The organism is Erythrobacter sp. (assembly GCA_019739335.1).
In the GTDB taxonomy this organism is placed as follows: Bacteria; Pseudomonadota; Alphaproteobacteria; order Sphingomonadales; family Sphingomonadaceae; genus Alteraurantiacibacter.
The window spans coordinates 993,108-1,017,134 of the sequence record CP073261.1; the positions used below are offsets into that span (position 1 = coordinate 993,108).

At 62.5% G+C, this 24,027-nt stretch carries 31 protein-coding genes and 2 tRNA genes; 14 read left to right on the forward strand and 19 right to left on the reverse strand.

Annotated features, from left to right (window positions below; genetic code table 11):
- Positions 1 to 45 precede the first annotated feature (45 nt).
- Positions 46 to 1,920, reverse strand: a complete 1,875-nt coding sequence (gene phaC / locus JY451_04855; protein ID QZH75915.1) for a class I poly(R)-hydroxyalkanoic acid synthase — start codon at positions 1,918 to 1,920, stop codon at positions 46 to 48.
- A gap of 134 nt (positions 1,921 to 2,054) precedes the next feature.
- Here phaC and JY451_04860 point away from each other — a divergent pair, with 134 nt between their 5' ends.
- The 4 genes from JY451_04860 (at position 2,055) to JY451_04875 (ending at position 7,220) form a co-directional block, all read left to right on the forward strand.
- Positions 2,055 to 3,254, forward strand: a complete 1,200-nt coding sequence (locus JY451_04860) for an LL-diaminopimelate aminotransferase (GenBank protein ID QZH75916.1) — start codon at positions 2,055 to 2,057, stop codon at positions 3,252 to 3,254.
- Between the two features lie 420 nt (positions 3,255 to 3,674).
- Entirely contained in the window at positions 3,675 to 4,073 is a 399-nt protein-coding gene (locus JY451_04865) for a winged helix-turn-helix transcriptional regulator (protein QZH76565.1), read from the forward strand.
- Between the two features lie 69 nt (positions 4,074 to 4,142).
- On the forward strand, positions 4,143 to 5,549 hold the full coding sequence (locus tag JY451_04870) for an MFS transporter (GenBank protein ID QZH75917.1): 1,407 nt from the start codon (positions 4,143 to 4,145) through the stop codon (positions 5,547 to 5,549).
- Positions 5,550 to 5,567: 18 nt separating this feature from the next.
- The gene (locus JY451_04875; protein ID QZH76566.1) at positions 5,568 to 7,220 is read left to right on the forward strand and encodes a dihydroxy-acid dehydratase; all 1,653 of its coding nucleotides are present in this window, start codon (positions 5,568 to 5,570) and stop codon (positions 7,218 to 7,220) included.
- A 2-nt stretch (positions 7,221 to 7,222) separates the two neighbouring features.
- Here the strand turns inward: JY451_04875 and JY451_04880 are convergent, their stop codons facing one another.
- Positions 7,223 to 7,510 (reverse strand): PilZ domain-containing protein, encoded by a 288-nt coding sequence (locus JY451_04880; protein ID QZH75918.1) that lies wholly within the window; start codon positions 7,508 to 7,510, stop codon positions 7,223 to 7,225.
- Positions 7,511 to 7,604: 94 nt separating this feature from the next.
- Entirely contained in the window at positions 7,605 to 9,086 is a 1,482-nt protein-coding gene (locus JY451_04885) for an FAD-dependent oxidoreductase (protein QZH75919.1), read from the reverse strand.
- Positions 9,087 to 9,170: 84 nt separating this feature from the next.
- Between JY451_04885 and JY451_04890 the strand changes: the two genes are divergently transcribed.
- From JY451_04890 to JY451_04905, 4 genes are all read left to right on the forward strand, one after another.
- A tRNA-Cys gene (locus JY451_04890) sits at positions 9,171 to 9,244 on the forward strand.
- 61 nt (positions 9,245 to 9,305) lie between these two features.
- Positions 9,306 to 9,381: transfer RNA gene (locus tag JY451_04895), tRNA-Thr, on the forward strand.
- 112 nt (positions 9,382 to 9,493) lie between these two features.
- Positions 9,494 to 10,048 (forward strand): dCTP deaminase, encoded by a 555-nt coding sequence (locus JY451_04900; protein ID QZH75920.1) that lies wholly within the window; start codon positions 9,494 to 9,496, stop codon positions 10,046 to 10,048.
- Between the two features lie 11 nt (positions 10,049 to 10,059).
- The gene (locus tag JY451_04905) at positions 10,060 to 10,656 is read left to right on the forward strand and encodes a nuclear transport factor 2 family protein (GenBank protein QZH75921.1); all 597 of its coding nucleotides are present in this window, start codon (positions 10,060 to 10,062) and stop codon (positions 10,654 to 10,656) included.
- 26 nt (positions 10,657 to 10,682) lie between these two features.
- Here JY451_04905 and JY451_04910 read toward each other — a convergent pair whose 3' ends face one another.
- A complete protein-coding gene (locus JY451_04910) occupies positions 10,683 to 10,925 on the reverse strand; it encodes a hypothetical protein (GenBank protein ID QZH75922.1) in 243 nt (80 codons plus the stop codon).
- A gap of 123 nt (positions 10,926 to 11,048) precedes the next feature.
- On the opposite strand from JY451_04910, the gene JY451_04915 reads away from it, so the two are divergent.
- Entirely contained in the window at positions 11,049 to 11,714 is a 666-nt protein-coding gene (locus tag JY451_04915) for a hypothetical protein (protein ID QZH75923.1), read from the forward strand.
- A 22-nt stretch (positions 11,715 to 11,736) separates the two neighbouring features.
- Here JY451_04915 and JY451_04920 read toward each other — a convergent pair whose 3' ends face one another.
- The 3 genes from JY451_04920 to JY451_04930 form a co-directional block, all read right to left on the reverse strand.
- On the reverse strand, positions 11,737 to 12,030 hold the full coding sequence (locus JY451_04920) for a zf-TFIIB domain-containing protein (protein ID QZH75924.1): 294 nt from the start codon (positions 12,028 to 12,030) through the stop codon (positions 11,737 to 11,739).
- Positions 12,031 to 12,184: 154 nt separating this feature from the next.
- The gene (locus JY451_04925; protein ID QZH75925.1) at positions 12,185 to 12,472 is read right to left on the reverse strand and encodes a hypothetical protein; all 288 of its coding nucleotides are present in this window, start codon (positions 12,470 to 12,472) and stop codon (positions 12,185 to 12,187) included.
- A 164-nt stretch (positions 12,473 to 12,636) separates the two neighbouring features.
- The gene (locus JY451_04930) at positions 12,637 to 13,164 is read right to left on the reverse strand and encodes a YdcH family protein (GenBank protein QZH76567.1); all 528 of its coding nucleotides are present in this window, start codon (positions 13,162 to 13,164) and stop codon (positions 12,637 to 12,639) included.
- 10 nt (positions 13,165 to 13,174) lie between these two features.
- Between JY451_04930 and JY451_04935 the strand changes: the two genes are divergently transcribed.
- Entirely contained in the window at positions 13,175 to 13,603 is a 429-nt protein-coding gene (locus JY451_04935) for a DUF559 domain-containing protein (GenBank protein QZH75926.1), read from the forward strand.
- A gap of 126 nt (positions 13,604 to 13,729) precedes the next feature.
- On the opposite strand, the gene JY451_04940 is transcribed toward JY451_04935, so the two are convergent.
- The 4 genes from JY451_04940 to JY451_04955 form a co-directional block, all read right to left on the reverse strand.
- Positions 13,730 to 13,894: an excalibur calcium-binding domain-containing protein gene (locus JY451_04940; GenBank protein ID QZH75927.1), complete on the reverse strand. Its 165-nt coding sequence runs from the start codon at positions 13,892 to 13,894 to the stop codon at positions 13,730 to 13,732.
- Between the two features lie 148 nt (positions 13,895 to 14,042).
- Positions 14,043 to 14,537, reverse strand: a complete 495-nt coding sequence (locus tag JY451_04945; protein QZH75928.1) for a hypothetical protein — start codon at positions 14,535 to 14,537, stop codon at positions 14,043 to 14,045.
- 540 nt (positions 14,538 to 15,077) lie between these two features.
- Positions 15,078 to 15,509 (reverse strand): TIR domain-containing protein, encoded by a 432-nt coding sequence (locus tag JY451_04950; protein QZH75929.1) that lies wholly within the window; start codon positions 15,507 to 15,509, stop codon positions 15,078 to 15,080.
- A complete protein-coding gene (locus JY451_04955; GenBank protein QZH75930.1) occupies positions 15,506 to 16,579 on the reverse strand; it encodes a ribonucleotide-diphosphate reductase subunit beta in 1,074 nt (357 codons plus the stop codon). Before JY451_04955 ends, JY451_04950 begins: the two co-directional genes overlap by 4 nt.
- 183 nt (positions 16,580 to 16,762) lie before the next feature.
- Between JY451_04955 and JY451_04960 the strand changes: the two genes are divergently transcribed.
- Positions 16,763 to 16,969, forward strand: coding sequence for a hypothetical protein (locus tag JY451_04960; protein QZH75931.1), 207 nt, complete (start codon positions 16,763 to 16,765; stop codon positions 16,967 to 16,969).
- A 34-nt stretch (positions 16,970 to 17,003) separates the two neighbouring features.
- Positions 17,004 to 17,162, forward strand: coding sequence for a hypothetical protein (locus tag JY451_04965; GenBank protein QZH75932.1), 159 nt, complete (start codon positions 17,004 to 17,006; stop codon positions 17,160 to 17,162).
- A 3-nt stretch (positions 17,163 to 17,165) separates the two neighbouring features.
- Here the strand turns inward: JY451_04965 and JY451_04970 are convergent, their stop codons facing one another.
- Positions 17,166 to 17,471, reverse strand: a complete 306-nt coding sequence (locus JY451_04970; protein ID QZH75933.1) for a hypothetical protein — start codon at positions 17,469 to 17,471, stop codon at positions 17,166 to 17,168.
- A gap of 54 nt (positions 17,472 to 17,525) precedes the next feature.
- Complete coding sequence (locus JY451_04975; GenBank protein ID QZH75934.1) at positions 17,526 to 17,921, reverse strand: PepSY domain-containing protein; 396 nt, start codon at positions 17,919 to 17,921, stop codon at positions 17,526 to 17,528.
- A gap of 170 nt (positions 17,922 to 18,091) precedes the next feature.
- Here JY451_04975 and JY451_04980 point away from each other — a divergent pair, with 170 nt between their 5' ends.
- Positions 18,092 to 18,955: an arylamine N-acetyltransferase gene (locus JY451_04980; protein ID QZH75935.1), complete on the forward strand. Its 864-nt coding sequence runs from the start codon at positions 18,092 to 18,094 to the stop codon at positions 18,953 to 18,955.
- Here JY451_04980 and JY451_04985 read toward each other — a convergent pair.
- From JY451_04985 to JY451_05005, 5 genes are all read right to left on the reverse strand, one after another.
- Complete coding sequence (locus tag JY451_04985; GenBank protein ID QZH75936.1) at positions 18,952 to 19,218, reverse strand: hypothetical protein; 267 nt, start codon at positions 19,216 to 19,218, stop codon at positions 18,952 to 18,954. The two genes, JY451_04980 and JY451_04985, sit on opposite strands and share 4 nt — an antisense overlap.
- Before the next feature lie 186 nt (positions 19,219 to 19,404).
- The gene (locus JY451_04990; protein QZH75937.1) at positions 19,405 to 19,575 is read right to left on the reverse strand and encodes a hypothetical protein; all 171 of its coding nucleotides are present in this window, start codon (positions 19,573 to 19,575) and stop codon (positions 19,405 to 19,407) included.
- 71 nt (positions 19,576 to 19,646) lie between these two features.
- Positions 19,647 to 19,946, reverse strand: a complete 300-nt coding sequence (locus tag JY451_04995; protein QZH75938.1) for a hypothetical protein — start codon at positions 19,944 to 19,946, stop codon at positions 19,647 to 19,649.
- A complete protein-coding gene (locus tag JY451_05000) occupies positions 19,933 to 20,271 on the reverse strand; it encodes a hypothetical protein (GenBank protein ID QZH75939.1) in 339 nt (112 codons plus the stop codon). Before JY451_05000 ends, JY451_04995 begins: the two co-directional genes overlap by 14 nt.
- Positions 20,272 to 20,419: 148 nt before the next feature.
- Complete coding sequence (locus JY451_05005) at positions 20,420 to 22,426, reverse strand: ribonucleoside-diphosphate reductase subunit alpha (protein ID QZH75940.1); 2,007 nt, start codon at positions 22,424 to 22,426, stop codon at positions 20,420 to 20,422.
- Between the two features lie 831 nt (positions 22,427 to 23,257).
- On the opposite strand from JY451_05005, the gene JY451_05010 reads away from it, so the two are divergent.
- Positions 23,258 to 23,476 (forward strand): hypothetical protein, encoded by a 219-nt coding sequence (locus JY451_05010; GenBank protein ID QZH76568.1) that lies wholly within the window; start codon positions 23,258 to 23,260, stop codon positions 23,474 to 23,476.
- A gap of 5 nt (positions 23,477 to 23,481) precedes the next feature.
- Here the strand turns inward: JY451_05010 and JY451_05015 are convergent, their stop codons facing one another.
- Complete coding sequence (locus tag JY451_05015) at positions 23,482 to 24,018, reverse strand: hypothetical protein (GenBank protein QZH75941.1); 537 nt, start codon at positions 24,016 to 24,018, stop codon at positions 23,482 to 23,484.
- Positions 24,019 to 24,027: the final 9 nt, after the last annotated feature.

A 24,027-nucleotide genomic window follows, 5' to 3' on the forward strand; every position in this document is an offset into this window, starting at 1 on the left:
TGCACCATTTTCGATATTCCGCGCAAATACTGCGGCTTACGAAGATTACCGCATTGTGACATAGCGCCCAGGAGCGTCCTCGATTGCCGGATTCGCCTTGCTCCCCGGCTTGCGCCTGCCGTTCGCCTTCACCCGAGTGGCGTCGAGACTTTCCAACCAACCAAGCCAGTCCGGCCACCAGCTTCCCGGATGCTCAGTCGCGCCTTCGACAAACTGCTCAAGCGTTTCGCACGCCGTCTCGTTGGTCCAGTACTGGTATTTCCCCGCATCGGGCGGATTGACCACCCCCGCGATATGGCCGCTTCCGGCGAGCACAAAGCGCAATGGCCCGGTGAAGTACTCGGTGATCTTCCACACGCTTTGCGGCGGGGCGATGTGATCCTCGCGCCCGGCCTGCACATAGCAAGGGGTTTCCACCAGCTTCAGGTCGATCGGCGTGCCCGCCACCCCCAGCGCATCGGGCTGCACCAGCAGGTTCTCTCGGTAGAGATCGCGCAAGTAGGCCGCGTGCCACTTGGCGGGCAGGTTGGTGACATCGCCGTTCCAGAACAGCAGGTCGAAGGCCGGGTAGTCCTCCCCCAGCAGGTAGTGGTTGACCACGTAGTTCCAGATCAGGTCCGATCCGCGCAGCATGTTGAACGTGGCGGCAAGATAGCGCCCATCAAGATAGCCGCCCTTGCTCGCCTGGCGGATGAATTCCAGCTTCCCGTCATCGACGAACAGCGCAAGATCCCCCGCGTGGGTGAAATCGACCTGCGCGGTGAAGAAGGTGGCGCTGGCGACCTTGCCCGCCTGCCCGCGCCGCGCCAGCACGGCCAGCGTGCCCGCCAGCGTGGTCCCGGCGACGCAGTAGCCGATGGTGTGGACGGAAGGCACGTCCAGCCGCTCGCGCACCACGTCGATCGCTTCCATCTGGGCGAGAAAGTAGTCGTCCCAGTCGATATGCGCGAGGCTCTCGTCGGCGCTGCGCCAGCTGGTCATCACCACTGTCAGCCCCTGATTGACGGCCCATTTGACGAAGCTCTTCTTGGCATTCAGATCGAGAATGTAGAAGCGGTTGATCCACGGCGGGAAAATCAGCAGCGGGGTGGCGAGCACCGTTTCGGTGGTGGGCGAATACTGGATCAGCTGGAACAGCTCGGTCTCGTAAATCACCTTGCCCGGTGTGGCGGCGATGTTTTCGCCGACGGTGAACTTGCTGGTATCGGTGTGGGTCAGCTGGCCCTTTTCCAGATCGGCGGTCAAGCGCTCCAAACCGCGTAGCAGGTTTTCGCCGCCGGTTTCCATCGTCCGTTCGAGCACCACCGGGTTCATCAGCGGGAAATTGGCCGGGCTCATCGCGTCGAGCACGTTCTGGGTGGCGAAGCGGAGGTTCTTGCGATCCTCCTCGGAAAGGCCGTCGGCGGTGTCGACACTCTGGCTCAGCCGTTCAGCGAACAGCAGGTAGGTCTGGTGGATCAGCGCGAACACCGGCTGTTCGCGCCATTTCTTGTCGGAAAAGCGGCGGTCCCGGCGCGGCAACTGCGGATCGGCGGGGCTTTCGCCATCAGCTGAATCGGGGGCATATTGCGCGAGCACGTCCTGCCACAGCGCAAATCCGTCCGCCCACAGCTGCTGTTGCGCCGAGGGATCCAGCATCGGCATGGACTTGGTCCAATGCTGCATCGCCTCCATCCAGCTGGACGGATCTGCGAGCAGCGGCGCGGGGCGCTGTTCTTCGGGCAGGGCGAATTGCAACCAGGTGCGCTGGAATTCCAGCATCGCCGAGCCCATCGCGTCGATGGCGCTGGGTTCGGGAACCGGGCTGGTCGCTTGCGGAGCGAAGGTGGCCATCATCTGCCGCGCGGCTTCGCCCTGGATCCGGAGCATTTCGGTGAACACGTCGGCGGCATCGCGCCCGCTGGGGTCATTCTTGGCCATCACCCTCGCTATAGCGCACCTGACATCGATTGGGAGGCACATTGCGCGCAATCATTCGATACTGCGCGTTGCACCCCGCGCAAGATTGCGTCATTGAGCGCGCGACCCAAGTCGCTTCCCTATAGAAGGATAACATGGAAACCGATTTCTACCGCATCAAGCGCCTGCCGCCCTATGTCATCGCCGAAGTCAATGCGATGCGAGCGGCTGCGCGAGCGGAAGGGCGCGATATCATCGATCTGGGCATGGGCAATCCCGACCAGCCGCCGCCGCAGCACGTGATCGACAAACTGTGCGAAGTGGCGCGCAAGCCCGATGCGCACGGCTATTCCCAATCCAAAGGCATTCCAGGCCTGCGCAAGGCCCAGGCCGACTATTACGCGCGGCGGTTCAACGTAGATCTCGATCCGGAAGGCGAAGTGATCGTCACTCTCGGCTCGAAGGAAGGGCTAGCCAGCCTCGCCACCGCGATCACTGCGCCAGGGGATACCATCCTTGCGCCCAATCCCAGCTACCCGATCCACACCTTTGGCTTCATCATTGCCGGGGCCTCGATCCGCTCCGTCCCCACCACGCCGAACGAGGATTACTGGCGCGCCCTGGAACAGGCGATGACCTTCACCGTGCCTCGCCCGACGATCCTGGTGGTGAACTATCCATCCAATCCCACCGCCGAAACGGTCGATCTGGCCTTCTACGAGCGGCTGGTGGACTGGGCGCGCTTCCACAAGATCTGGGTGCTGTCCGATCTCGCCTATTCGGAATTGTATTACGACGGCAAGCCAACGCCTTCGATCCTGCAAGCGAAGGGGGCGAAAGAAGTGGCGGTGGAATTCACCAGCCTGTCCAAGACCTTTGGCATGGCCGGCTGGCGGATGGGCTTCGCCGTGGGTAATCGCACCCTGATTTCGGCGATGACGCGGGTGAAGAGCTATATCGATTACGGCGCTTTCACCCCCATCCAGGCTGCTGCCTGCGCGGCGCTGAACGGGCCGCAGGATTATGTCGAAAGCAACCGGCTGATGTATCACAAGCGGCGCGACGTGATGGTTGAATCCTTCGCCCGCGCCGGGTGGGACATTCTTGCCCCTCCCGCCAGTATGTTCGCCTGGGCGCCGCTGCCACCTGCGCTCAAACATCTCGGCAGCTTGGAGTTCTCCAAGCAGTTGCTGACCGAGGCCGAAGTCGCCGTGGCCCCCGGCGTCGGCTATGGCGAGGACGGCGAAGGCTATGTCCGCATCGCGATGGTAGAGAACGAACAGCGGCTGCGGCAGGCGGCGCGCAATGTGAAGCGCTATCTGCAAAGCAAGGGCATCAACACGCCGGGCGCGTAACACGGGTATCACCAAAGCGGATCAATACGCACTTGCGCACAAGGCCCGGAACGGCTGATTTGCCGCGAACGGGGTTTACGGAGCGGCGGATTGGCATTTTTCGGCTGGATTGCTGACACACGCGAGCCGCCACCGCGCTCGGACCTGCGCCAGCACGGCTGGCACCTGTGCCACGGCGAGGACGGCTGTCGCGCCGAGTGCCGGCATGTCCTCGTTTGCGATACCCGCCTGCTCTCCGCGTCGCAACGAATCGCACTGGCCGAGGCTGACCGCCCCGCCTGGCGGCTGATCCTGTTGGGGGTGGAAGTGGCGGAGGAGCGCGCAAGCCTGCTGATGATGGGCTGCGCCGAGGCGCTCCCCGCCGCCACCGACCTGTTCGAGTTGCAGGCCCGCGCCCGACGGGTGAGCGACATGTTCGGCATGTTGCCGCGCTGGCGCAGCCTCGGCCCGCTGACGCTTGACCTGTTCCACCGCGATGCCCGCCGCGGGTCGCGCTGGCTCGGCCTGCATCCGCGCGAATTCGGGCTGATCTGGCGGCTGGCGGACACGCCGGGGGAGCGGGTAACGCGGCGGCAATTGCTGCAGGACGTGTGGCGGATCAATCACGAGCCGGAAACCAACAGCGTCGAAGTCCACGTCTCCCGCCTGCGCTCCAAGCTGGCCGGGGCGGGCTGCGAGGGGCTGGTCGCCACCGCCACCGAGGGCGGTTACCGGCTCACCCAACCCGAACAATTCATGCTCGCAAAGGAGCCGCCCGCAGCCGACGCGCTGGATGCCTATCTGCACGATCTCGGTTGGCTGAAGGAGCCTTCTGCCTGATTGGGACTGGCGCGCCGTGGCGATGACGGTTAGGCTGCCGGACAAAATCAATCTGGGGAGCAGGTTCAGATGGCGTCGTCGCCGCAATCCACGCCGGGATCCACGCTGGACGTGTCGCGATTCCTGCAGGAATTGCCCTTCTCCCGCTATCATTTCACGATCCTGATCCTGTGCAGCCTGGTCACCTTTTTCGACGGACAGGATTTCGCCGCGCTCACCTATGCCTTGCCCTACCTGCGCGAAGACATGGCGCTGGACGACACGATGACCGGCTATGTCAGTTCGGCGGCCTTCCTGGGGCAGATGATCGGCTCGCTGGTGGGTTCCTACCTGGGGGACATGTTCGGGCGGCGGCCGGTCATCATCTGGTGTACCCTTGGCAGTGCGGTAATGACCGTGCTGGTGGGCTTTGCCGGATCGCCCGAAGCACTGATCGTGTTGCGCTTCGTTTCCGGCCTCGCCATCGGCGGGCTGCTCGCACCGGTCTGGTCGCTGAGCATCGAATCGATGCCGAAATCGATGCGCGCCACCAGCGTGACGATCATCATGATGGGCTTTTCCTTCGGCGGAGCCTCGTCCGCGCCGATTGCCAACTGGGTCGCCCCGGTGCTTGGCTGGCAAGGCATCTTCTGGGTCTGCGGCGCGATGACCGGGGTATTCGCGCTGATCCTGCTGTTCACCCTGCCGGAAAGCACGAGGTGGATGGTGGCCAAGGGCAAGCCGGCCAGCAAGATCGCCCCCGCCCTCGCCCGCTTTTCGCCCAAGCTGGATGCCAGCGCCTATACGGCTTTCGAACTGTCGGACGAACGCAAGACGACCACCAGCGCCAATCCCATCCGCAAGATGCGCGAACTGTTCGTCGGCGCGATGCTGATCGTCACTCCGCTGATATGGGCGGCCTATTTCTTCTCCAGCTTCGCCATGTATCTCAAGAGCTCCTACGGCGTGATCTTCATGGAAAACCTCGGCATGGCGCGCACCGATGCGGCCTGGCTGGGCGCGGCCTCGGGCATTCTCGGCGCGATCGGCGGGGTAGCGCTGCTGGCGCTGACCGAAAAGCGTGGACCGGGCTGGATTGCTTTTGCGCCCATCGTTGCGCTGCCCTTCACGCTGCTGGTGGGGCTTGGCTATGTGCTGGGCGAATCTTGGCTGTTCGTGCCGGTGCTGCTGATCGGGGCGACGCTGGTGGGTGCGGGCCATGCTGCGGTGATTTCCATCACCAGCGTCTATTACCCCAGCGCGGTGCGCGCGACGGGCGGCGGCTGGGCCAGCTTCATGGCGAAGTTTGCTGCCGTGGCCGCTCCCAATATCGGCGCGGCGGCGGGTTTCCTGCAAGGGACGCAAGGGGCGATGGACGGCTATGTCTTCACCGCCTTCTGCCTTGCCGGGATCGCCGTGTGCATCCTCGCGCTCGCCTGGTTTGCAAGGGGCCTGCGGGCGGCCGAGACGCCCGCCATCGCCCAACCCGCTCAATAAGGAAATCCCATGGTAACCCTGCGCTCGCTCGCCGCCAACAATCCCGGTCGCCGTGCCAACTGGCGGGCGCTGGGGCTTTCGCCGGAGGACATGCTCAAGCCCAAGATCGCAGTGGTCAATTCCTCCAGCGAACTGGCGATCTGCTACGCACATCTCGATGGCATCGCCAAGATGGTGAAGGAAGAAATCCGCGCGGCGGGCGGCGTGCCGTTCGAGGTGCGCACTGCCGCTCCGTCGGACTTCATCACCGGCGCGGCCAAGGCGGGCTCCTACATCCTCGCAGGACGCGACATCATCGCCAACGATATCGAGGTGCAGGTGGAAGCCGCGCTGCTCGACGGGATGATCTGCCTCACGTCCTGCGACAAGACCCCGCCGGGCCACCTGATGGCGGCGGCACGGCTGAACATTCCCACCATCCTGGTGATCGGCGGGTACCAGCAGGCGGGCGAGATCGACGGCGAGCCGGTGGACGTAGAGGATGTCTGGTCGGGCCAGGTTGGGGCGATGTTCGGCAACGAGCCGAAATTCCCGATCCCGCTGATGGCCGAGAACGCGATCATGGGCCCCGGCGTCTGCGCCGGCATGGCGACGGCGAACACCATGCATTGCGTGGTCGAGGCGCTTGGCATGGCGCTTCCCGGCCACGCCCCGGTGCGCGGCAATTCGCCCAGGATGCAGGCCAACGCCCGCGCGGCGGGGCGCCGGATCGTCGCGATGGTGCACGAAGACCTGCGCCCCCGGCAGATCCTCACCGAAGCCGCCTTCCGCAATGCTGTCGCCACCGTGCTGGCGGTCAGCGGCTCGATCAACGCGATCAAGCATTTGCAGGCCACCGCAGTGGAAGCAGAAAACGGCGTCGATGTCTTCGCGCTGTGGGAGGAAATGAGCGACGTGCCGGTGCTCTCCGCCGTGCGCCCGACAGGTGCGGTGCGGATCGAGCAATTCGAGGATGCGGGCGGAGCGCGCGCCACCCTTAAGCGGCTGCTGCCGCGCATTTCGGGCGAGGCGTTGACGGTGACGGGGCGAACACTGGCGGAAAACCTCGCCGGTTATGAGATCGAAGGGCCGGACGTGATCCATCCGATGGAGGACCCCGTCGGCCCCGGCCCCGCCATTGCCATCCTGCGCGGCACCATGGCCGATACGGCCGTTGTCCGGCTCGGCATCCGCGACGGTTCGCGGTTGGAGGAATTCACCGGCACAGCGCGGGTGTTCGAGGATACCCACGCCTGCATGGCGGCCATCGCAGCGGGCGAGATCAAGGACGGGGACGTGGTCATCAGCCGCAACCAGGGGTTGAAAGGCGGCCCGGCGATGGGCGGCGGGGCGAGCCTTATCCTGTTCGCGCTCGATGCAGCCGGGCTGGCGAAGACCACCGCCTTTGTGACTGACGGCCAGCTTTCAGGCCTGTGCCTGAAGGGCCTGACCGTGGCCGAAGTCTCGCCCGAAGCGGCAGCGGATGGTTCCCCTATCGGGCTGGTCCGGGACGGCGATACGGTGCGCATTTCGGTAGCCAACCGCAGCCTCGATCTCGATGTCCCGGCAACCGAACTGGCGCAGCGCACCGGCCCCGGTTATCGCACCGGTGCGACCGGTTATCTGGCAAACTTCCGCGAAGCCGTGCGGCCAATGCGCACGGGCGGGGTGTTGCGGCCGGAAAGCTGCTGAGCCTACCGCACCACCAGCGCATCGAACTTGTCGAACACCGTTTCGTGCAGCGGCTGTTCGAAAGCGATTCCGGCACGGCCGTCTTCGATCCACACCAGTTCGCCGGGTTGCGCGGAAAGGCCCGGCAGCGTCACCAGCATCCGTTCCCCCGGCGTGCCCGCCCAGCCTCGCGCTTCCACCATCGCCCCGCCAATCGAAAGGTCGAGCACTTCGAGATCGGCGCTGTTGCCCCGGCGTGATCGGCACTTGATCCGCAGTGCCTGCCGTTCATGCAATGCCGCCGAAACCATTCGCGCGCTCCTTGGGGGGTGAGTCGGCAAACTAGGGCGGCAATGGTTTACCCCGGCCTACCGGAAAGGGTAAATGCATCTTGAGCGAACAGGGTTAATGCGCCGGAACCGCCTGCTCTGCCTGCGCCGCTGCCACCACCGCATCGTCGTGCAAATGCGCCCCCTGCTCACGCAGCACCTTGCGGATTGCATCGATCGGGACCGCGCGCGGCTGAATGTCCAAATCCACCGCCAGCGCCGCGCCCACACCTGCCGCGTGCCCGGTCAGCCAGCATTGGGGGATCTCGCGCATGAAGCCGTGGCTGTTGGCATCGCAGCTGATGTGCCGCCCGCCCACCAGCAGCCCGTCGAGCGCGCGCGGAACCAGCGATCCGTAGGGCACCGAGACAACCGGGAACTTGGGGCTGATCGACGGTGATACCCCAACTTCATCCGGCACCGGTGTGCCGTCGCTCCAGTCCTTGCGCTCGATCCGCCCGACCCCCGCCAGCCGCCGCGTGTGGCGCACGCCCAGCTGGCTGGCGCTTTGCAGCGAATAGACCTGCTCGAACCCCGGCGCGTGGCGGCGGAAGAACTGGCAGTGGCCTTCCATCAGCCGATGGCTGCGGATTTCCACCTCGGTCTGGTCATCGACGTCCAGCGCCGAAAGCCCGCTCTGCCGGGGCCCAAGGAACAGCGCGATATCGGGCCGCCAGCTGACATAGGGGGTCTGGAAATAGCCCAGCTCCGCCCGCCCGCGCTCCATGAACTGGCGCAATTCGTCAGGGTGATGGACTTTCCAGTCGATCCAACGGTCCATGTCCACCCCGCCCAGCACCCAGCCGGTGTTCATCGAATGGTGGACATCGCCTTCCTCGATATCGGTATCGAACTGCGCGCCCGCGCGGGCGAACATGTCGCCATCGCCGGTGGTATCGACCACCACCTTGGCGAGCAACGCCTGCCGCCCCGCCTTGCTTTCGAAAATCGCGCCCTTGGCAACGCCGTCTTCCACCAAAGGCCGCGCGGCCCAGGCATGGAAGACGATCCGCACCCCAGCCTCGAGCAGCATTTCCTGGTTGTTGAGCTTCATCCGCTCCGGATCGAGCGTCGGCGCCCATTGCACCACGCCATGGAAGGCCGTGGTGCGCTGCCCCCAGTAGGCCGCCTTGACCGGATCGCGGCTGCCCCAGTCGGCGCGCGGCGGCCCGGCTATGCCTTCTGCCGGCATCCGTTCGATAAAGTGGCGCGCGAAGCCCTGGATTACGTGGTTGCCCGCCCAGTCGGTCATCCGGTCGATCCACATCACCAGTCCGCCAGTCGAAAGCCCGCCAAGGCAGTTGTAGCGTTCGAGCAGGCACACATCCGCCCCCGCCTTCGCCGCCGCCCAGGCCGCCGCGCAGCCTGCCGGACCTCCCCCGATCACCGCCACGTCGCACTCGTGATAGATCGCGATATCGCGCGCCTCTTCGCGGAGTGTTCCTGTGCCGTTCGGCGGCGGCAGGTTGCGCGAATCGCTGGAGAACACGTCCGAGCCGAGGAAGCGATCCTCGCGGTGCCCCTCGACCTGCTGCAATTTGACTTTGTCCTGACTCATCCCCTGCGTCTATCGCCGCGCGCCAAGCTGCGCAAGGAAGGCCATTGCGCCCCCGTCCCTTGTGGGCTAGGTGGCGCGCCTTCCGGCCCGATGGCGGAGTGGTTACGCAGAGGACTGCAAATCCTTGCACGCCGGTTCGATTCCGGCTCGGGCCTCCATTCCCTGCTGACAAATGGCGTTGCGGCCCGGCCCCAGCGCGATTAAGGGCCGGGTTCGGGAGCCGCTTTAGCTCAGTTGGTAGAGCATCGCATTCGTAATGCGGGGGTCACAGGTTCGAGTCCTGTAAGCGGCACCATCGACATATGTTCCCTTGCCGGTGCTGTGCTTCCCTTGGGGTCGGCATTGCAAGGGGGATATTTACCGCGGATGGCTTGCCCGCACGCCGCAGTTGGGGAATTCCAACGCATATGGCTATTCTTTCAGACAAATGGATTCGCGAACAGGCGCAGACTGCGGGGATGATCGAGCCCTTCGTCGAAAGCCAGCGGCGTGAGGGGTGCATTTCGTACGGTCTCAGTTCCTTCGGCTATGACGCGCGGGTTGCGGACGAGTTCAAGATCTTCACCAATGTGAATTCTGCCGTGGTCGATCCGAAAAACTTCGACGGTGACAGCTTGGTCGATCGCAAGACCGATGTCTGCATCATCCCGCCCAACAGTTTCGCCCTGGCCCGAACCGTGGAGTATTTCCGCATTCCGGACGACGTTCTGGTGATCTGCCTTGGCAAGAGCACCTATGCCCGTTGCGGCATCATCGTCAATGTCACCCCGCTAGAACCGGGTTGGGAAGGGCATGTGACGCTGGAGTTCTCCAACACCACCCCGCTGCCAGCGAAGATCTACGCCAATGAAGGGGCGTGCCAGTTCCTGTTCCTGCAGGGCAACGAGAGGCCCGAAGTGACCTATGCCGACCGGGCAGGCAAATATATGGGCCAGCGCGGAGTGACACTGCCGCGCCTGTGAGGGAGCACGCCATGCCGACAATCGAGGACCTGCTCGCCCGCATCGAAGCACTGGAAAGCCGTGCTTCCGACGCGGAGGCCTATCGCGATATCTGCAACTTGCAGGCGGCCTATGGCTACTATGTCGACAAGGGGATGTGGGACAAGGCGGCGGATCTGTTCGCCAGTGGCGGCACACTGGAGATCGCCGGTCGCGGGGTTTACGTCGGGCGGGAACGGGTGCGCGCCTACCTCCACTGCCTGCCCGCATATGGCGACGGGACAATCTTCAACCACATGCAGTTGCAACCGGTGCTGCATATCGATGCACAGGCGGGAACGGCAAGGGGGCGCTGGCGCACCCTGATGATGGTCGGCTTCGTCGGTCGCGAGGGGCGCTGGGGGGAGGCGACCTACGAAAACGCCTATGTCGTCGAACATGGCAAATGGCGCATCGCTTCGCTGCACGGAATCATCAACTTCTACGCCGAATATGACGAAGGTTGGCACCGCGGCGGAGTGCCGCTGCTGCGTTCGACCGACGGGCTAGAGCCTGACCGCCCGCAGTCCTTCGAATATGAGGCGCACCCGAAAGCCGTGATCGCCCCATTCCACTACGACGAGGTATGACGCTGTCCCGACGGTCGCCGGGTGCCTTATTCCGCCGCTGTATCGGCTTCCGGGTCAGCGGGCACTTCTTCGGGCGGGACGCTGGTCATCTCGGTTTCGGGAAGATCGACCGGCACTTCGCCTTCGACCGGCTCGCGCACCTGGATCTCGCCGCCGCCCAGATCCTCGACATCGGCTTCGTAGGCGGTGTTTTCCTCGGATTCGCCACAGGCGGCGAGCGGCAGGGCCAGCACGGCTAGGGCAAGAACGGGTCCGGTCAGTTTCGACATCGCAGGTCTCCTTGGCAGATGCCGGCAGTGTAGCGTCCGTGGCGGAGCATACAAGCGGCGCGCGGGGGAATCGGGGCGGATTGGCCCTGCCCTTCCGCGCGATAACTCGCTAGGCTCCGCGCCATGAACCAGCGCCCCCTTGCCCTCGCCCCGCTCCTCATCGCCCCCCTTGCGCTCGGATTGGCCGCCTGTGCCAGCACGCCCGACTTGCCCGCGCTGCCTCCGTCGCAGGAGGCGTTCTGGAGCGCGCTGGAAAGCCATTGTAACGATTCGGGGGGCGGCAATGCCTATGCGGGCTCCCTCGCCAGCAGCGATGAGCGCGATGCGGACATGGCGGGCAAGGCCATGCTGGCACACTGGGCCGAGTGCAGCCCCACGCGGATCGCCGTCGCCTTCCACATTGCCGATTCCAGCGCGCCCGGCGGGTGGGACCGCAGCCGCACGTGGGTCATCACCCGCACGGGTGACGGCCTGCGCCTCAAGCACGATCACCGCCATGCGGATGGCAGCGAGGACGAAGTGACGCAGTACGGCGGCGATACGCTCAGCAGCGGCACCGCGCGGGTGCAGGATTTCCCGGTGGACGCCTACTCGATCGCCATGTTCGAGCGGCTGGGGATGGATGTTTCCACCACCAATGTCTGGCGCGCGGAAGTCGACCCGGCGGGCACCCGCGGCGCGCGCTTCGCCTACCAGCTCACCCGCCGCAACGATCCGACCCGGCTGTTCCGCGTGGAGTTCGACGCCAGCCGCCCGGTCGCCCCACCCCCGCCCGCCTGGGGCTGGTGAGCCTGCCGAACCCGCGAACCGCCTAGTCGAAAATCTCGCTCAGCCAGTGCTTGGGCTTCTTGTGCTGGCGGGTGCCGTGGCCGAAGCCGGAATGGCCCTGCCCGCCGTGGCGCGCATATTCGGGGGCGGGGCGCTGCGGAGCCTGCGCCGCCTGCGGCGCGCTGCGCTCGACGATCTTGTCCAGCTCGCCGCGATCGAGCCACACCCCGCGGCACTGCGGGCAGTAATCGATCTCGATCCCCTGCCGGTCGCTCATCGCCAGCGGCACGCGGCAGACGGGGCATGGCATGGCGGCGACTTCGGCTTCGGTGCGCATGGGATACTCTCTCTCGGTTGATTGTCGTCGCTAGATGGCGCTTCCGGACGGCGGTTCAAGCCGTGCCGGTGGCGCACAGCAAAGCGGCCGCCTCCTTTCCAGGAAGCGGCCGCCGCGCGCGACAAGGTGGGGTGGAACCGCGCGCGTTACGCAATCAGCGCTGGTTCTGGCCGGAGCCGCCCTGCTGGCCGGACTGGCCGCCCTGCTGTTCCTGCTGGCCGCCGCCCTGCGACTGCCCGGACTGGCCACCCTGGCGCTGGCGATCGGAGTCCTGCTGCTGCTGCTGCTGCTGGCCCGACTGACCGGCCTGTCCGGCACCCGGCTGGGTGCCCTGCTGGCCGCCCTGCTGGTTACGCTCCTGCTCCATCTGGCGGTTGCGATCCTGCTCGCTTCCGCCCTGGCCGCCCTGTTGATTGCGGTTCTGGTCCTGGTTGTGGTCCATGATAATTCTCCTCTCTCGATTGTGGCCGGAAAAACCCGGTCATGCCCTATCAAGCGCCGGGAGAGAGAGTCGTTTCCAGACCTGCGCCGAACCGCACGGATTCCGCGCCCAGTGACCGCCCAGTCACCGCCAAGTTACCGAAATGGTGGAGAAATTGATCTGGGTTAGGCCGCAGCCCCGGCTTTGGCGAGCATCGCCGCGATCTCGTCCCCCAGGGCAAGCCGCTGCTTCTTGAGGCTTTCCGCATGGGCATCGCTGGTGGGTTCGATTTCGGTCTCGATCCGGTGGATCGCGCGGTTGACCGTGTGATACTCCTCCGCCAGCCGCGCGAAATGCGCGTCGCTGGTCTTGAGATCGTGGATCAGCGCGGCGCTTTCGGGAAATGCGTCGTGCAATTCGTGCGGGGTGTGCTGGGGACATCTGAGGTTCCTTCCGGTGGTGTGTGGGGAGGAGCCTAGGCGCGATTGCGGGCGGGGGATTTGCTTTGGGTCAAGGATGGGGGAGGGGAAAGGGGTGTTACCGAAGACAGGCCCACCCCTAACCGCTGGGGCTTCGCCCCCTCTTCGAGTCCCCGCCAGCGGGAGGGGGACCTGAACTCCCCTCCCGCTGGCGGGAGGGGCCGGGGGTGGGAACGACAGCCCTAGCGATAGAAGCACCAAAAACCCCTTGCCAACAAAACAAACCAAGAACATCATTCCCAATATGACCGACTGGGAACCCCGCGACACGCAGCGCGCCCGCGCCCTGCGCAGCGCCGCCACTCCGGCAGAGCGCGCCCTGTGGCGACACCTCTCCCGCCGCCAGACCGGTGGCGCAAAATTCTCCCGTCAGTTGCCAGTAGGCCGCTACTACGCCGATTTCCTCTGCCGCGAACTGGCGCTGGTGGTGGAGTGCGACGGCTTCAGCCACGACCTGCGCCCCGAACACGATGCCCACCGCGACGCCTTCATGCGCCGCGCCGGTTACACCGTGCTGCGCTTCGCCAATGCCGACGTGCTGGGGAATACCGAGGGGGTGGTTTACATGATCGCCGCTGAGGTGGAGCGGTTGCGCTCGTTGCGAGGTCAGCGCTCCGTTTCAGACGGCTGTCAGGCCCACCCCCAGCCCCTCCCGCCAGCGGGAGGGGAGTAGAACGACAAGTCCCCCTCCCGCGGGCGGGGACTCGAAGAGGGGGCGGAGCTCCAGCGGTTAAGGGTGGGAACGACAACCCTCAGTGGGAACGACCACCCTCACGACAACGAACCCAAGAGCCCAACCCTACCGCCAAGGCTCACAAGCCACCCCATCCGCATCACCATCCATAGTCACCCGATAGCCCGGCTCGCCTTCATGGATCGGCGCCCTGCCCAGCGCGCGGACCTCGTCGCAGCCGGAATAGGTGACGCTGCCCTCGATCGCGGCGCGCTCTGCGGGGCTCATCATGGCCAGTTCGACCTTGCCGGCGGCGATCAACGTTCCGGCGAAGGCGATTGCGGCAGATGCTAAGTCAGCAAAAGCGTCAAAATATCATCAGTCTCGATCTGGAGGAGGGAGAATATCTCGCGGGTCCGATCGCTTTACATAGCCTTCATCAATCCGCGGTGGCGGAGGTGGAGGTGGTGGCGGGGGAGGAGGAGGAGGAGGAGGAGGCGATGGTGGTGGTGATTTCGGATCGGCCATCAGATTTCCCTCCGTATGCAACGATAGCAACAGCAGTAGTGCTCAAAGAAATGATAAATAGCAGATATGCCGCATTCTGACAACGGACTAGCCATTTTGAAAATTTTGGGTCGGAAGTTTTTACGCTCTTTTTTAAATAATATTCCTGCGCAATCTTAGCGCGACGCTTATATGCGATTCCAGATAAGTACTGCTCCCCCATCGCGGCAATGAGCGTTAACAAGAAACAGATCAGGCCAATGTAAAGAAGATAAGCCTCAGAAAAATCAGGGAATTTCCCTTCAACGCCGAAAATTAGCCCCGGCACTCCAAGAAGCGAAGCTGAGGTTATTTGGATTACCGTTGAGATTAGACTATCTTCTCTTGCTTCCCTCGCTGTTTCGTATTGGGAGCAATCCTCGCGCATCCACTGATGACGACGAGCTGCCTCAACGTGAGACAGCGGGTGCTCGCCGCGCTTCTTAGTCGCTAGCTTCCGATTTGCTCGACCTTCTGCGAGCCTTTTCCAATTGTCTGAGCGGTACGTGGGCAAATCTAAAAAACCCTATTGTACAACCAGCCCAAGCCGTAGAATAAGCTACAAACGAAGATTATTGCCGGAATAATCTGCTCAATTCCGGATGGGCCAAACGTAAATGGCCCCTTAATTCTTTTGTAGCAATCCCACTCGCGGGTGAACGGAGCGTAGGCAAGACTTTTCTCGATATCGTGGATAACGTCCCATTTCGCTTTGGCAAGCTGTTGATAAAATCGAACAGTTACAAACCAAATAGAAGATATTATGAGAAATGGGATTATTAAGTAGGAGAAGGAAAACCCGCGGTCAGATGCAAAAATAGCGACGCCCGCCGAGATCAATGCAGTAGAGGTAACCGAGACGCTCTGGCGTTTCGTTTCGGACGCGCAAGCAGTTTCGACTACGGTAGCATGCAGTGCTAGTAGCTGTTCAATTTCCGCAGTAGAGGTTCCAGATTCCGTCGATGACACTTTGCTTATTCCACCCCACCAGTTTTTTGGCTGCTTGAGCTACTACCGCTGACTTTTTTTCCTGACCCCAAGGGTTAACTGCTAAAATGGGCTTTGCGAACGAAACAGCCCCTTCAATCTCTTTTTGAATCCAAGTGCTGTAGTTTGCATACATTCCGGTTGGAATCACCACCACATCCGACAGTGTTATCTTTGTATAGATTGCCCCCCGGAGCTGGGCCTCGCTATTTGCGAAGTGGATCGGATCGCTTTTGGGAACGGAGAAATTTTCAAAGATCAAGGGAACGCCTGATACGTTCCAGTTCTCCTGAAATATCCAATTCGCGAGACTGTCGTAATGTCCCGAATATGACCACGAATGGCTGATGAATATCCGGACCTTATGCATCACTCCGCCGCCACGCTCCCACTCGCCGCACCGCCGGACCGCTCGCCAAACATATCCGGCCCCTCGTCCTCAACCTCGTTCGCCGCGACCGCCTTGGCCTTCTGGCGCGAGTCGAAGCTGGACCAGACGTCGTTCCAGTTGCCCTTGGTTGCGGCCTTCGAATATTCGGTCGCGCGGGTTTCGAAGAAGTTGGCGTGTTCCACCCCGTTCAGCAGCGGGGCGAGCCAGGGGAGCGGGTGGTCTTCGACCATGTAGATGCTCGGCAGGCCAAGCTGGCCCAGCCGCCAATCGGCGATGTAGCGGATGTAGCGCTTGATTTCCTTCGCCGTCATCCCCGGCACCGGCCCCTGCTCGAAGGCGAGGTCGATGAAGGCATCTTCCAGCCGCACCGTCTTCTGGCACATGTCCATGATGTCTTCCTTCACCGCCTTGGTGAGGCAGCCGCGTTCGGCGCAGAAGGCGTGGAACAGCCGGGTGATGCCTTCGCAGTGCAGGCTTTCATCGCGCACAGACCAGCTGACGATCTGCCCCATGCCCTTCATCTTGTTGAAGCGCGGGAAGTTCATCAGCATGGCGAAGCTGGCGAACAGTTGCAGCCCTTCGGTAAAGCCGCCGAACATTGCCAGCGTGCGGGCAATGTCCTCGTCGTTATCGACGCCGAACTGCTGCAGGTAATCGTGCTTGTCGCGCATTTCCTGGTATTCGAGGAACATGCCGTATTCGCTTTCGGGCATGCCGATGGTGTCGAGCAGGTGCGAATAGGCGGCGATGTGCACCGTCTCCATGTTGGAGAAGGCGGCGAGCATCATCTTCACCTCGGTCGGCTTGAACACCCGGCCGTATTTCTCGTGGTAGCAATCCTGCACCTCGATATCGGCCTGGGTGAAGAAGCGGAAGATCTGGGTGAGCAGGTTGCGCTCATGATCGGTGAGGTTCTGCGCCCAGTCGCGGCAATCTTCGCCGAGCGGAACTTCTTCCGGCATCCAGTGGACCTGCTGCTGGCGCTTCCAGAACTCGTAAGCCCAGGGATATTCAAAGGGCTTGTAGGTCTTGCGGGCTTCGAGCAACGACATCTGGTATCTCCGGCAGGTATGCGAACAACCTATATAGGGAATCACGGCAGCGATTCGATAGCAAGCCCGGACTTTCGGCGGGGGATAAACGGTGGAACCTTTTGTGCGGCGGGCTGGAGGGGGGAACGCGGGTGCGGGAGGCCCGTTTCAGCACTGTAGCAATCGTAAATGCAGGAGGCCCCGATGGGCGAATACGAACCCGACGACAGCCGCAAGGTCACGCTCGAGCCCGGTCACGAACCCGGCGGCATCAAGCGCACCGGCCCGCAGGAAGACGGGGCGCGGCGCGTTGCCCTCGCCCGCGAACGGGCGAAGGAGCGCGGCGAGCGCGCGGAGGATGGCGACCAGAAGCGACCGGGCGACGGAACCGACCCGCGCCATCGGGGTTGAGGATTCATGTCATCATCGCAGCGGAGGTTGCGCCATGTTCGATCATGTTTCCAATAACTTGCCAGCGCGGGACCAGCAGCCGAAATCCCGCGCGCCCAGAGTGCTGACCATGGACCAGTCGCAGCATGTCGGGGTGCAGAAGCACGGCTTCGCCAGTCTGGAAAGGCCGCCGCGGGAACGCGACGCGATCTAGCGGCTAACCTTCGTCCTTGTTGAACCGGCGCGAAATTTCCAGCGCGATCAGGATCGGCGTGGCCCACAGCCAGGTGAGCAGTGCCGCCTCGCGCCAGCCGCCGCCGTCCATCGGCAGGCGTGCCGAGCAGCCGTAGATCTCGAGCAGGTTTTCCGGCTGGCAGGTGGAGGGCCAATAGGCGCCGGAATAGAGGTAGAGACCGAGCGTGAACCAGGCTACCTGCGCGACATAGAGGACGAAGTAGCGCGAGACCTGGATCTCGCCATGCCCGTGGTGCGTCAGAAAGCGCCTGCTGCCTCGTCCTGCCATGCGCGAAGGGATAACCCGGAAATGGTTAGGAAATGCTTACCCGCCGGCACGTGGCTATTTCCAGAACAGCCCGCCTTTCAGCCCCTTGGACTGGCGGTTGCCCCACATGCGCAGGTACATCCACATGCCAGAGACGGTGAAGAACACCAGCGCGAGGCCCGATAGCATGACAATGATCTCGCCCCAGATTCCGCCCTCGGTGCCGGCATGGAGGTGGTGGAACAGGCCGAGATATTCGCCCAGCGGATTGCCGGCGTCCGGGCGCGGCGCCATGCAGCGCCACCCTTCGGGGCAGGTAAAGCCGGGCGGCGGCTGGGTGGCGGCAATGGCGGCCGCCGTCGGCTCGCCCGCAGGCCACCACACCACGGCGTAATGCAGCAGCCCGGTGATCGCGACCCAGATCATCACCACGGCGAAAAAGACGCTCATCCAGCGGTGCCACTTGCGCATTGTCGAAGATCCCTGCTCACTGCGGTTGAATTAGAATTATCGTTATATAATTGCGGCATATCCGCCCCTGCAGGGTCCGAGGCAAGTCGCAAATTGTCGCTTCCTGTCGCATGTGTTTCGCGAACTTGTTCCGATTGCCTTGCCTGCTCCGCGAAGGCATTTGGCAAACCATGCAAACCGAGCGACAACTCCCGGCTTATCTCTCCCGCATCGGTTTGGCGCAGGCCCCTTTGCCCGATGCCGCCAGCCTTGCCCGCGTGCAGGCGGCCCATCGGCAGACGATCCCGTTCGAGAACCTTGCCATTCGCGCGGGCGGAAGTGTGGCCTGCGATAGCGAAGCGGTGTTCGCCAAGCTGGTCACCGCCCGGCGCGGCGGGTTCTGCTTCGAACACAATCGTTTGCTGGCGGACATGCTGGCCGCGATGGGTTTCGATGTGCGGCTGCTGCTCGCCCGCGTGCTGCTCGGCGAGCCCGCGGAACTTCCCCCGCGCACCCACTGCCTGGTGCTGGTGCAGATCGACGGCGCCCCATGGATCGCCGATGCCGGGTTTGGCGGCGCCTATGCCCCGCCGATGCCGCTGATCGACGGAGCCGAAGCAGAGAGCGGCGACGGCGCGCGCCACCGGCTGCGGCGGATCGGCGAAGAGGGTACGCTGCCCGGCTCGTGGCTGCTCGAGCGGCTGGGGCCGCTCCATGCCACCGATGGCCGCGCGCGTAGTGAAAGCGCGTGGGAAAAGCAGTTCGCCTTCGATCTTGGGCAGGTGGCACAGGCAGACATGGCGCTCGGCTGCCACTGGGCCGCCACCCATCCCATGTCGCGCTTCACGCAGGTGACGGTAGCGAGCCTGTGTCTGGCCACGGGCTTCGCTAGCCTGGTCGATCGCGAGCTTTCCCTCGGGCAGGCTGGATGCGAGCCGGTGAAGCGCACGATTGCCGATGTTGCCGATTACCGCACAACGCTGGCGCAGCAATTCGGGCTCGATCTCGCCGCGCAGGACATCAACCGCCTGCCGCTCTTCACTGGCGAGTGTTAGTCGCTCACCACGACGTCGCTGGCATCCCGGTCGATGGCCCAGGCCCACAGGCCGATGCTGGCGAGCCAGCCAAGGTTGAACGCGATCAGGACAGCGATCACTTTCCGGCGCGATGCGGTGCGCGGGCCTGGTCCCGGAACGATCCCACGATGGTTGCCGAATGCGGCGGCAACGCTGCGCAAGTTGAGCAGCAACCAGAGCCCGCTCGCCAGCGCGATAACGCCGAACGTCGCGATGAGCATTTGCGGCACTTCAAGCGGCATGGTTCGCTCCTTCTCGCCCCTTCCCGCGATCCGTCTAATGGGCGAGCGGGGGGCAAGGTTCCGAACCTGTGCTACTTGCCCTTCTTGGAACTAAGCCGGCTTTCCCCGCCCGAAACGCAAATTCCGAGGAATAAGCCGGGACCGGAACCGGGCGCGGAGGCTTCGTCAAAAGTACCAATCGCTGTTCTACACCGCCAGAACGACCGAAAGCGCTAAGAACACTGCGCCGACTCCGAGCAGGACAGGCGCCTGCTTCTTCGCCTGCGCCGCCTTTTCGGCGTCCTTCACGACCTTGTCTGCCGCTAGCAGGAAGATAATTCCCGCAACAACCAGGCCGATGCCACCATAGAAAAGCATATGCGTCTCCCCCCGCGCCTCAGCGCGCCCAGCGACCGCATGGCCGGGATACGCCTGATTCTGCTACTTGGCTAGCTGCGCTTGCGTGAGCCGAAAAACGAGCCGCCGCCGAGGACGGTGATACCGAGAAAGAAGCCGAAATCGTACCAGCCGCCCGAGTTTGGCACGGCGTAGACGGCGATGTCGGGGCGGAACAGCGAACCGATCCAGGCGAAGGGGAAAATGAACCCGTGCCAGATGCCCCACCAGAAGCCGGGGGTCTGCGGTGCAGTATCGACGGCGGCAGGCATCTGGCTGGCGCAGGCGGACAGGAGGAGAGTGACGAGTACGAGCGTGACCCACCGCGCTCTAAACTCCTCAGGCTGCTGCATGTCGTTCTTCGTCATTGATCGCGCCCTCAAGAGCAAGAGCAATTGCCGCCCGACCTACGTGATCAGACCGAGGCATGATGCAGACCGACACTCCCAGTTCACCGTGGCGAAGCAGGCGACAATAGAAATCTTTGACCTTGAGATTGGACTCGTCAGCCTCTGCGAGGTCGTTTGCCGCGTGGAAGCATAACGCTTGAACCTCGAGGTCTCTTACGACCGTCACTGCGTAGATCCCCGGAGACCCAGCGAATGACTCGCTTTGGTGCTTCCTTCGAAAGCGAATTTGCCGACCGTCAACGGTTTGAAAATTGTTCCAAATATTCATCAACATCTCCTTCTTTGAGACGAAATGTTGAGAGCATCCTTGATTTCCAAACTCTCCCGACGCATTGTCGGGTTGCACCGAGTGGAGAGGAAACTCTCAGCTCATGGCCCGGCAAGCTAGCGCTTTGCCGGGCCTAATTTTTTCTCCCTCACTGGCAAGCCAGACACTCGTCATAATCCGTCGTGGGCAGTTCATAGACCGCAGCTTCGGCAGTATTGTCCGCTTCCACCCCGCCCGCAAACCCGGCGCGCTGGACCGACTTCGAACGCAGGTAATAGAGCGATTTGATGCCCTTCTCCCACGCCTGGAAGTGCAGCATCGCCAGATCCCACTTGTCGACGTCCGCCGGGATGAACAGGTTCAACGACTGAGCCTGGTCGATGAACGGCGCACGGTCGGCGGCGAATTCGAGCAGCCAGCGCTGGTCGATCTCGAAGCTGGTCTTGTACGCCGCCTTTTCCTCGTCGCTGAGGAAATCGAGGTGCTGGACAGAGCCGCCCTTTTCCAGGATCGAATTCCACACGGTAGTGGAATTCTTGCTCTTCTTGTCGAGGATCTTTTCCAGGTAGGGGTTCTTCACCACGAAGCTGCCCGAGAGCGTCTTGTGGGTGTAGATGTTCGCCGGGATCGGCTCGATACAGGCGCTGGTGCCGCCGCAGATGATGCTGATCGACGCGGTTGGTGCGATCGCCATCTTGCAGCTGAACCGCTCCATCGCGCCCATGTCCTCGGCATCGGGGCAGGGGCCGCGTTCCTTGGCCAGCATCATGCTCGCCTCGTCCGCCTTGGCGCTGATGTGCTTGAACATTTTCAGGTTCCACACCTTGGCCATCGTGCTTTCGAAGCCGATGCCCTTCATCTGCAGGAACGAGTGGAAACCCATGACCCCCATGCCGACCGAACGTTCGCGCATGGCGGAATACTTGGCGCGGGCCATTTCTTCCGGCGCGCGGTCGATATAGTCCTGCAGCACGTTGTCGAGGAAGCGCATCACGTCCTCGATGAACTGCTTGTCGCCTTCCCACTCTTCCCACTTCTCGAGATTGAGCGAGGACAGGCAGCAGACCGCGGTGCGATCGTTGCCGAGGTGGTCGATCCCAGTCGGCAGGGTGATTTCGCTGCACAGGTTGGAGGTCGAAACCTTCAGCCCCAGATCGCGGTGATGCTTGGGCATCATCCGGTTCACCGTGTCGGAGAAGACGATATAGGGCTCGCCCGTGGCCAACCGGGTTTCGACCAGCTTCTGGAACAGCGCGCGCGCATCCACCGTCTTGCGCACCGAACCGTCCTTGGGGCTGAGGAGATCGAAGCTCTCCCCGGCGCGCACCGCTTCCATGAATTTATCGGTCAGCAGCACGCCGTGGTGCAGGTTCAGCGCCTTGCGGTTGAAATCGCCGGAGGGTTTGCGGATTTCGAGGAATTCCTCGATTTCCGGGTGGTGCACGTCGATGTAGCAGGCGGCCGATCCGCGCCGCAGCGAACCCTGGCTGATCGCCAGCGTCAGGCTGTCCATCACCCGCACAAAAGGAATGATGCCGCTGGTCTTGCCGTTCAGCCCCACCGGTTCGCCGATGCCGCGCACATTGCCCCAGTAGGTGCCGATGCCGCCGCCCTTGCTGGCGAGCCAGACGTTCTCGTTCCAGGTGCCGACGATGCCGTCGAGGCTGTCGCTGACCGAGTTCAGGTAGCACGAAATCGGTAGCCCGCGGGTGGTGCCGCCATTGGACAGCACCGGAGTGGCGGGCATGAACCAGAGGTTGGAAATGTAGTCGTAGAGCCGCTGCGCGTGTTCGGCATCGTCGGCATAGGCATCGGCGACGCGGGCGAACAGATCCTGATAGGACTCGCCCGGAAGCAGGTAGCGGTCCTTGAGCGTTTCACGGCCGAAATCGGTGAGATTGGCGTCACGCGACGAATCGGTCTGCACGTCGAACCGGCGGGCCTGGATGGTCTTGGAATCACTCTTCGATGCTGCCGCCGCCGTGGCGACTGCCGCCAGCGCCCCGGCGCTCGCCTGCGCCACCAGCGCTTCCGAAGCCATATCCTTGGTATCCATGCTTACTGCCTTTGAAGGCTCCACAGGATCATTACCGACGGAGCTTACATGCGACTGATCAGGTGACATTGATTGGCGATCATTCGCTGAAAATTCCATATGGAAGTCCTCTTTCTCTTGCCTATTTTCACTCTGTTAGAACAGGCACGAGTCAGACTGACCCGAAAAGCGATATCGCTTTTCGGGCTGGATCACCCCTAATCAAACGTCGATCTGCCCTACACAATCTTGCGTGCGGAAGTAGCCGTTCACACAAGCGATTGTGGTTAGAGTCGATGTAAGGTTGATTGTCAATCTGACGGAAACAGGAAATTTCGATCAAAATGCCGGCTAAAACGGGCAGGTGTCAGGGGCTGAATCGCCGGACCACGGCAGAATCTCGTCGTCTGCGTAATTCTCGTTAATGACCGACATCCATTTTTGCCTGAATTTTGGAACGTGAATATCCACAACCCAGATTAGCCGATTCACATAACCCGCTATCTCAACCGGCGGTCTGCGATTCCAAGAGCCCATTTGCTGTCCTTTGCAAAATTACACAAGATGTTGGGCCTCGCACCTTCAAACAGGCTTGGCGACCACAATCCATAGTGAATAGGGAGGGGCCGGGGCGCAAGAGGGTTAAGTCGGCTTTAACATGCGACCGTGCCTGATTCTGTCGCTGTATTGCCGGGCCAACACGCCGCGACGTGTGGAATTCCCACGGCTGGTGGGCTGCGCAAGGGGCAAAATGCAGCGGGGGAAAAATTCTCCGGCGTTGCGCGATTGCGATTCTTTGTGTGCCAGCGGGGAATCAATGGAATCGGGCAGCGCAACAAAGCTGCGAAATGTTCACCCGGCTTTTACCCGTGCTGGACGAAAGGCTGCCGGGCAGGCACTATGCCGGCACGAGATCGACGGCTCAATCGCAGATTACGGGGGCGCAGCATGATCGCTTTCATCAAGGCCATTCCCTTTGGCATATTGCTGACCATTCTGGTCGCCCTGTTCATGGGCTCGGGCGGCGCGACCGGCGGGATGCTCAATATCTTCCGCGTGGACGTGGACTATCCCACACTGTGGCTCGATTTCAGCTTTTACTGGAGCTGGATGCTGTTCCTCGGCGGAACCGGGCTGGCGTTCGTGTTCATGCTGATGATGGGGGATTAGATCCATCAGTGCATGATTGTTCCGGCGGGAACACCGGATGTACCGAAGATGTGGCTATCGCCTTCCATGTACATTGTGATCTGCACCTTGTCGCTGAGCCAACGGAAACTCTGGCTGTTCAGTTCCAAACCGGGAACGTAGAGTTGATGGAATTTTGACCCGGCAAAAGTTTGGGTGGTGTCGATCGTTTCCAGGACATGACCTTCGTAAGTGCGCTGCTGAGGCCTGGACAGGCCCGTCCAAGCACGCAAATCGGTGAGCAACCGAACGCTAACCATAACACGCATTGTGCTGTATGAATGCAGGACGGAAGCCAGCAGCCGGGCAGCGTGCGTTGACGGGATACCTTTCTCGCTCGCGTAGCCGTCGATAATCGCAAACTGTTTGGCCGATATCCACCAAGTGCCGGATTTTGCTTTCTCGAAAGTATCTCCGAAGCGGTACAGGCGAGTGCCCGCCTGAAGGGACGTTGGCTGAGGGGCAACAATGCCCTTGGCAACATCAGTGCGATGTTTTTGGTCGTTAAAATCGGTCTCGTTCACAAATGGCAT

Bases quoted from the DNA above. Each gene is read 5' to 3' on its own strand.
- phaC (QZH75915.1), bottom strand. From the start codon at position 1,920: ATGGCCAAGAATGACCCCAGCGGGCGCGATGCCGCCGACGTGTTCACC.
- JY451_04860 (QZH75916.1), top strand. From the start codon at position 2,055: ATGGAAACCGATTTCTACCGCATCAAGCGCCTGCCGCCCTATGTCATC.
- JY451_04865 (QZH76565.1), top strand. From the start codon at position 3,675: ATGTTGCCGCGCTGGCGCAGCCTCGGCCCGCTGACGCTTGACCTGTTC.
- JY451_04870 (QZH75917.1), top strand. From the start codon at position 4,143: ATGGCGTCGTCGCCGCAATCCACGCCGGGATCCACGCTGGACGTGTCG.
- JY451_04880 (QZH75918.1), bottom strand. From the start codon at position 7,510: ATGGTTTCGGCGGCATTGCATGAACGGCAGGCACTGCGGATCAAGTGC.
- JY451_04885 (QZH75919.1), bottom strand. From the start codon at position 9,086: ATGAGTCAGGACAAAGTCAAATTGCAGCAGGTCGAGGGGCACCGCGAG.
- JY451_04900 (QZH75920.1), top strand. From the start codon at position 9,494: ATGGCTATTCTTTCAGACAAATGGATTCGCGAACAGGCGCAGACTGCG.
- JY451_04905 (QZH75921.1), top strand. From the start codon at position 10,060: ATGCCGACAATCGAGGACCTGCTCGCCCGCATCGAAGCACTGGAAAGC.
- JY451_04910 (QZH75922.1), bottom strand. From the start codon at position 10,925: ATGTCGAAACTGACCGGACCCGTTCTTGCCCTAGCCGTGCTGGCCCTG.
- JY451_04915 (QZH75923.1), top strand. From the start codon at position 11,049: ATGAACCAGCGCCCCCTTGCCCTCGCCCCGCTCCTCATCGCCCCCCTT.
- JY451_04920 (QZH75924.1), bottom strand. From the start codon at position 12,030: ATGCGCACCGAAGCCGAAGTCGCCGCCATGCCATGCCCCGTCTGCCGC.
- JY451_04925 (QZH75925.1), bottom strand. From the start codon at position 12,472: ATGGACCACAACCAGGACCAGAACCGCAATCAACAGGGCGGCCAGGGC.
- JY451_04930 (QZH76567.1), bottom strand. From the start codon at position 13,164: ATGTTCTTGGTTTGTTTTGTTGGCAAGGGGTTTTTGGTGCTTCTATCG.
- JY451_04935 (QZH75926.1), top strand. From the start codon at position 13,175: ATGACCGACTGGGAACCCCGCGACACGCAGCGCGCCCGCGCCCTGCGC.
- JY451_04940 (QZH75927.1), bottom strand. From the start codon at position 13,894: ATGATGAGCCCCGCAGAGCGCGCCGCGATCGAGGGCAGCGTCACCTAT.
- JY451_04945 (QZH75928.1), bottom strand. From the start codon at position 14,537: ATGCGCGAGGATTGCTCCCAATACGAAACAGCGAGGGAAGCAAGAGAA.
- JY451_04955 (QZH75930.1), bottom strand. From the start codon at position 16,579: ATGTCGTTGCTCGAAGCCCGCAAGACCTACAAGCCCTTTGAATATCCC.
- JY451_04960 (QZH75931.1), top strand. From the start codon at position 16,763: ATGGGCGAATACGAACCCGACGACAGCCGCAAGGTCACGCTCGAGCCC.
- JY451_04965 (QZH75932.1), top strand. From the start codon at position 17,004: ATGTTCGATCATGTTTCCAATAACTTGCCAGCGCGGGACCAGCAGCCG.
- JY451_04970 (QZH75933.1), bottom strand. From the start codon at position 17,471: ATGGCAGGACGAGGCAGCAGGCGCTTTCTGACGCACCACGGGCATGGC.
- JY451_04975 (QZH75934.1), bottom strand. From the start codon at position 17,921: ATGCGCAAGTGGCACCGCTGGATGAGCGTCTTTTTCGCCGTGGTGATG.
- JY451_04980 (QZH75935.1), top strand. From the start codon at position 18,092: ATGCAAACCGAGCGACAACTCCCGGCTTATCTCTCCCGCATCGGTTTG.
- JY451_04985 (QZH75936.1), bottom strand. From the start codon at position 19,218: ATGCCGCTTGAAGTGCCGCAAATGCTCATCGCGACGTTCGGCGTTATC.
- JY451_04990 (QZH75937.1), bottom strand. From the start codon at position 19,575: ATGCTTTTCTATGGTGGCATCGGCCTGGTTGTTGCGGGAATTATCTTC.
- JY451_04995 (QZH75938.1), bottom strand. From the start codon at position 19,946: ATGCAGCAGCCTGAGGAGTTTAGAGCGCGGTGGGTCACGCTCGTACTC.
- JY451_05000 (QZH75939.1), bottom strand. From the start codon at position 20,271: ATGAATATTTGGAACAATTTTCAAACCGTTGACGGTCGGCAAATTCGC.
- JY451_05005 (QZH75940.1), bottom strand. From the start codon at position 22,426: ATGGAATTTTCAGCGAATGATCGCCAATCAATGTCACCTGATCAGTCG.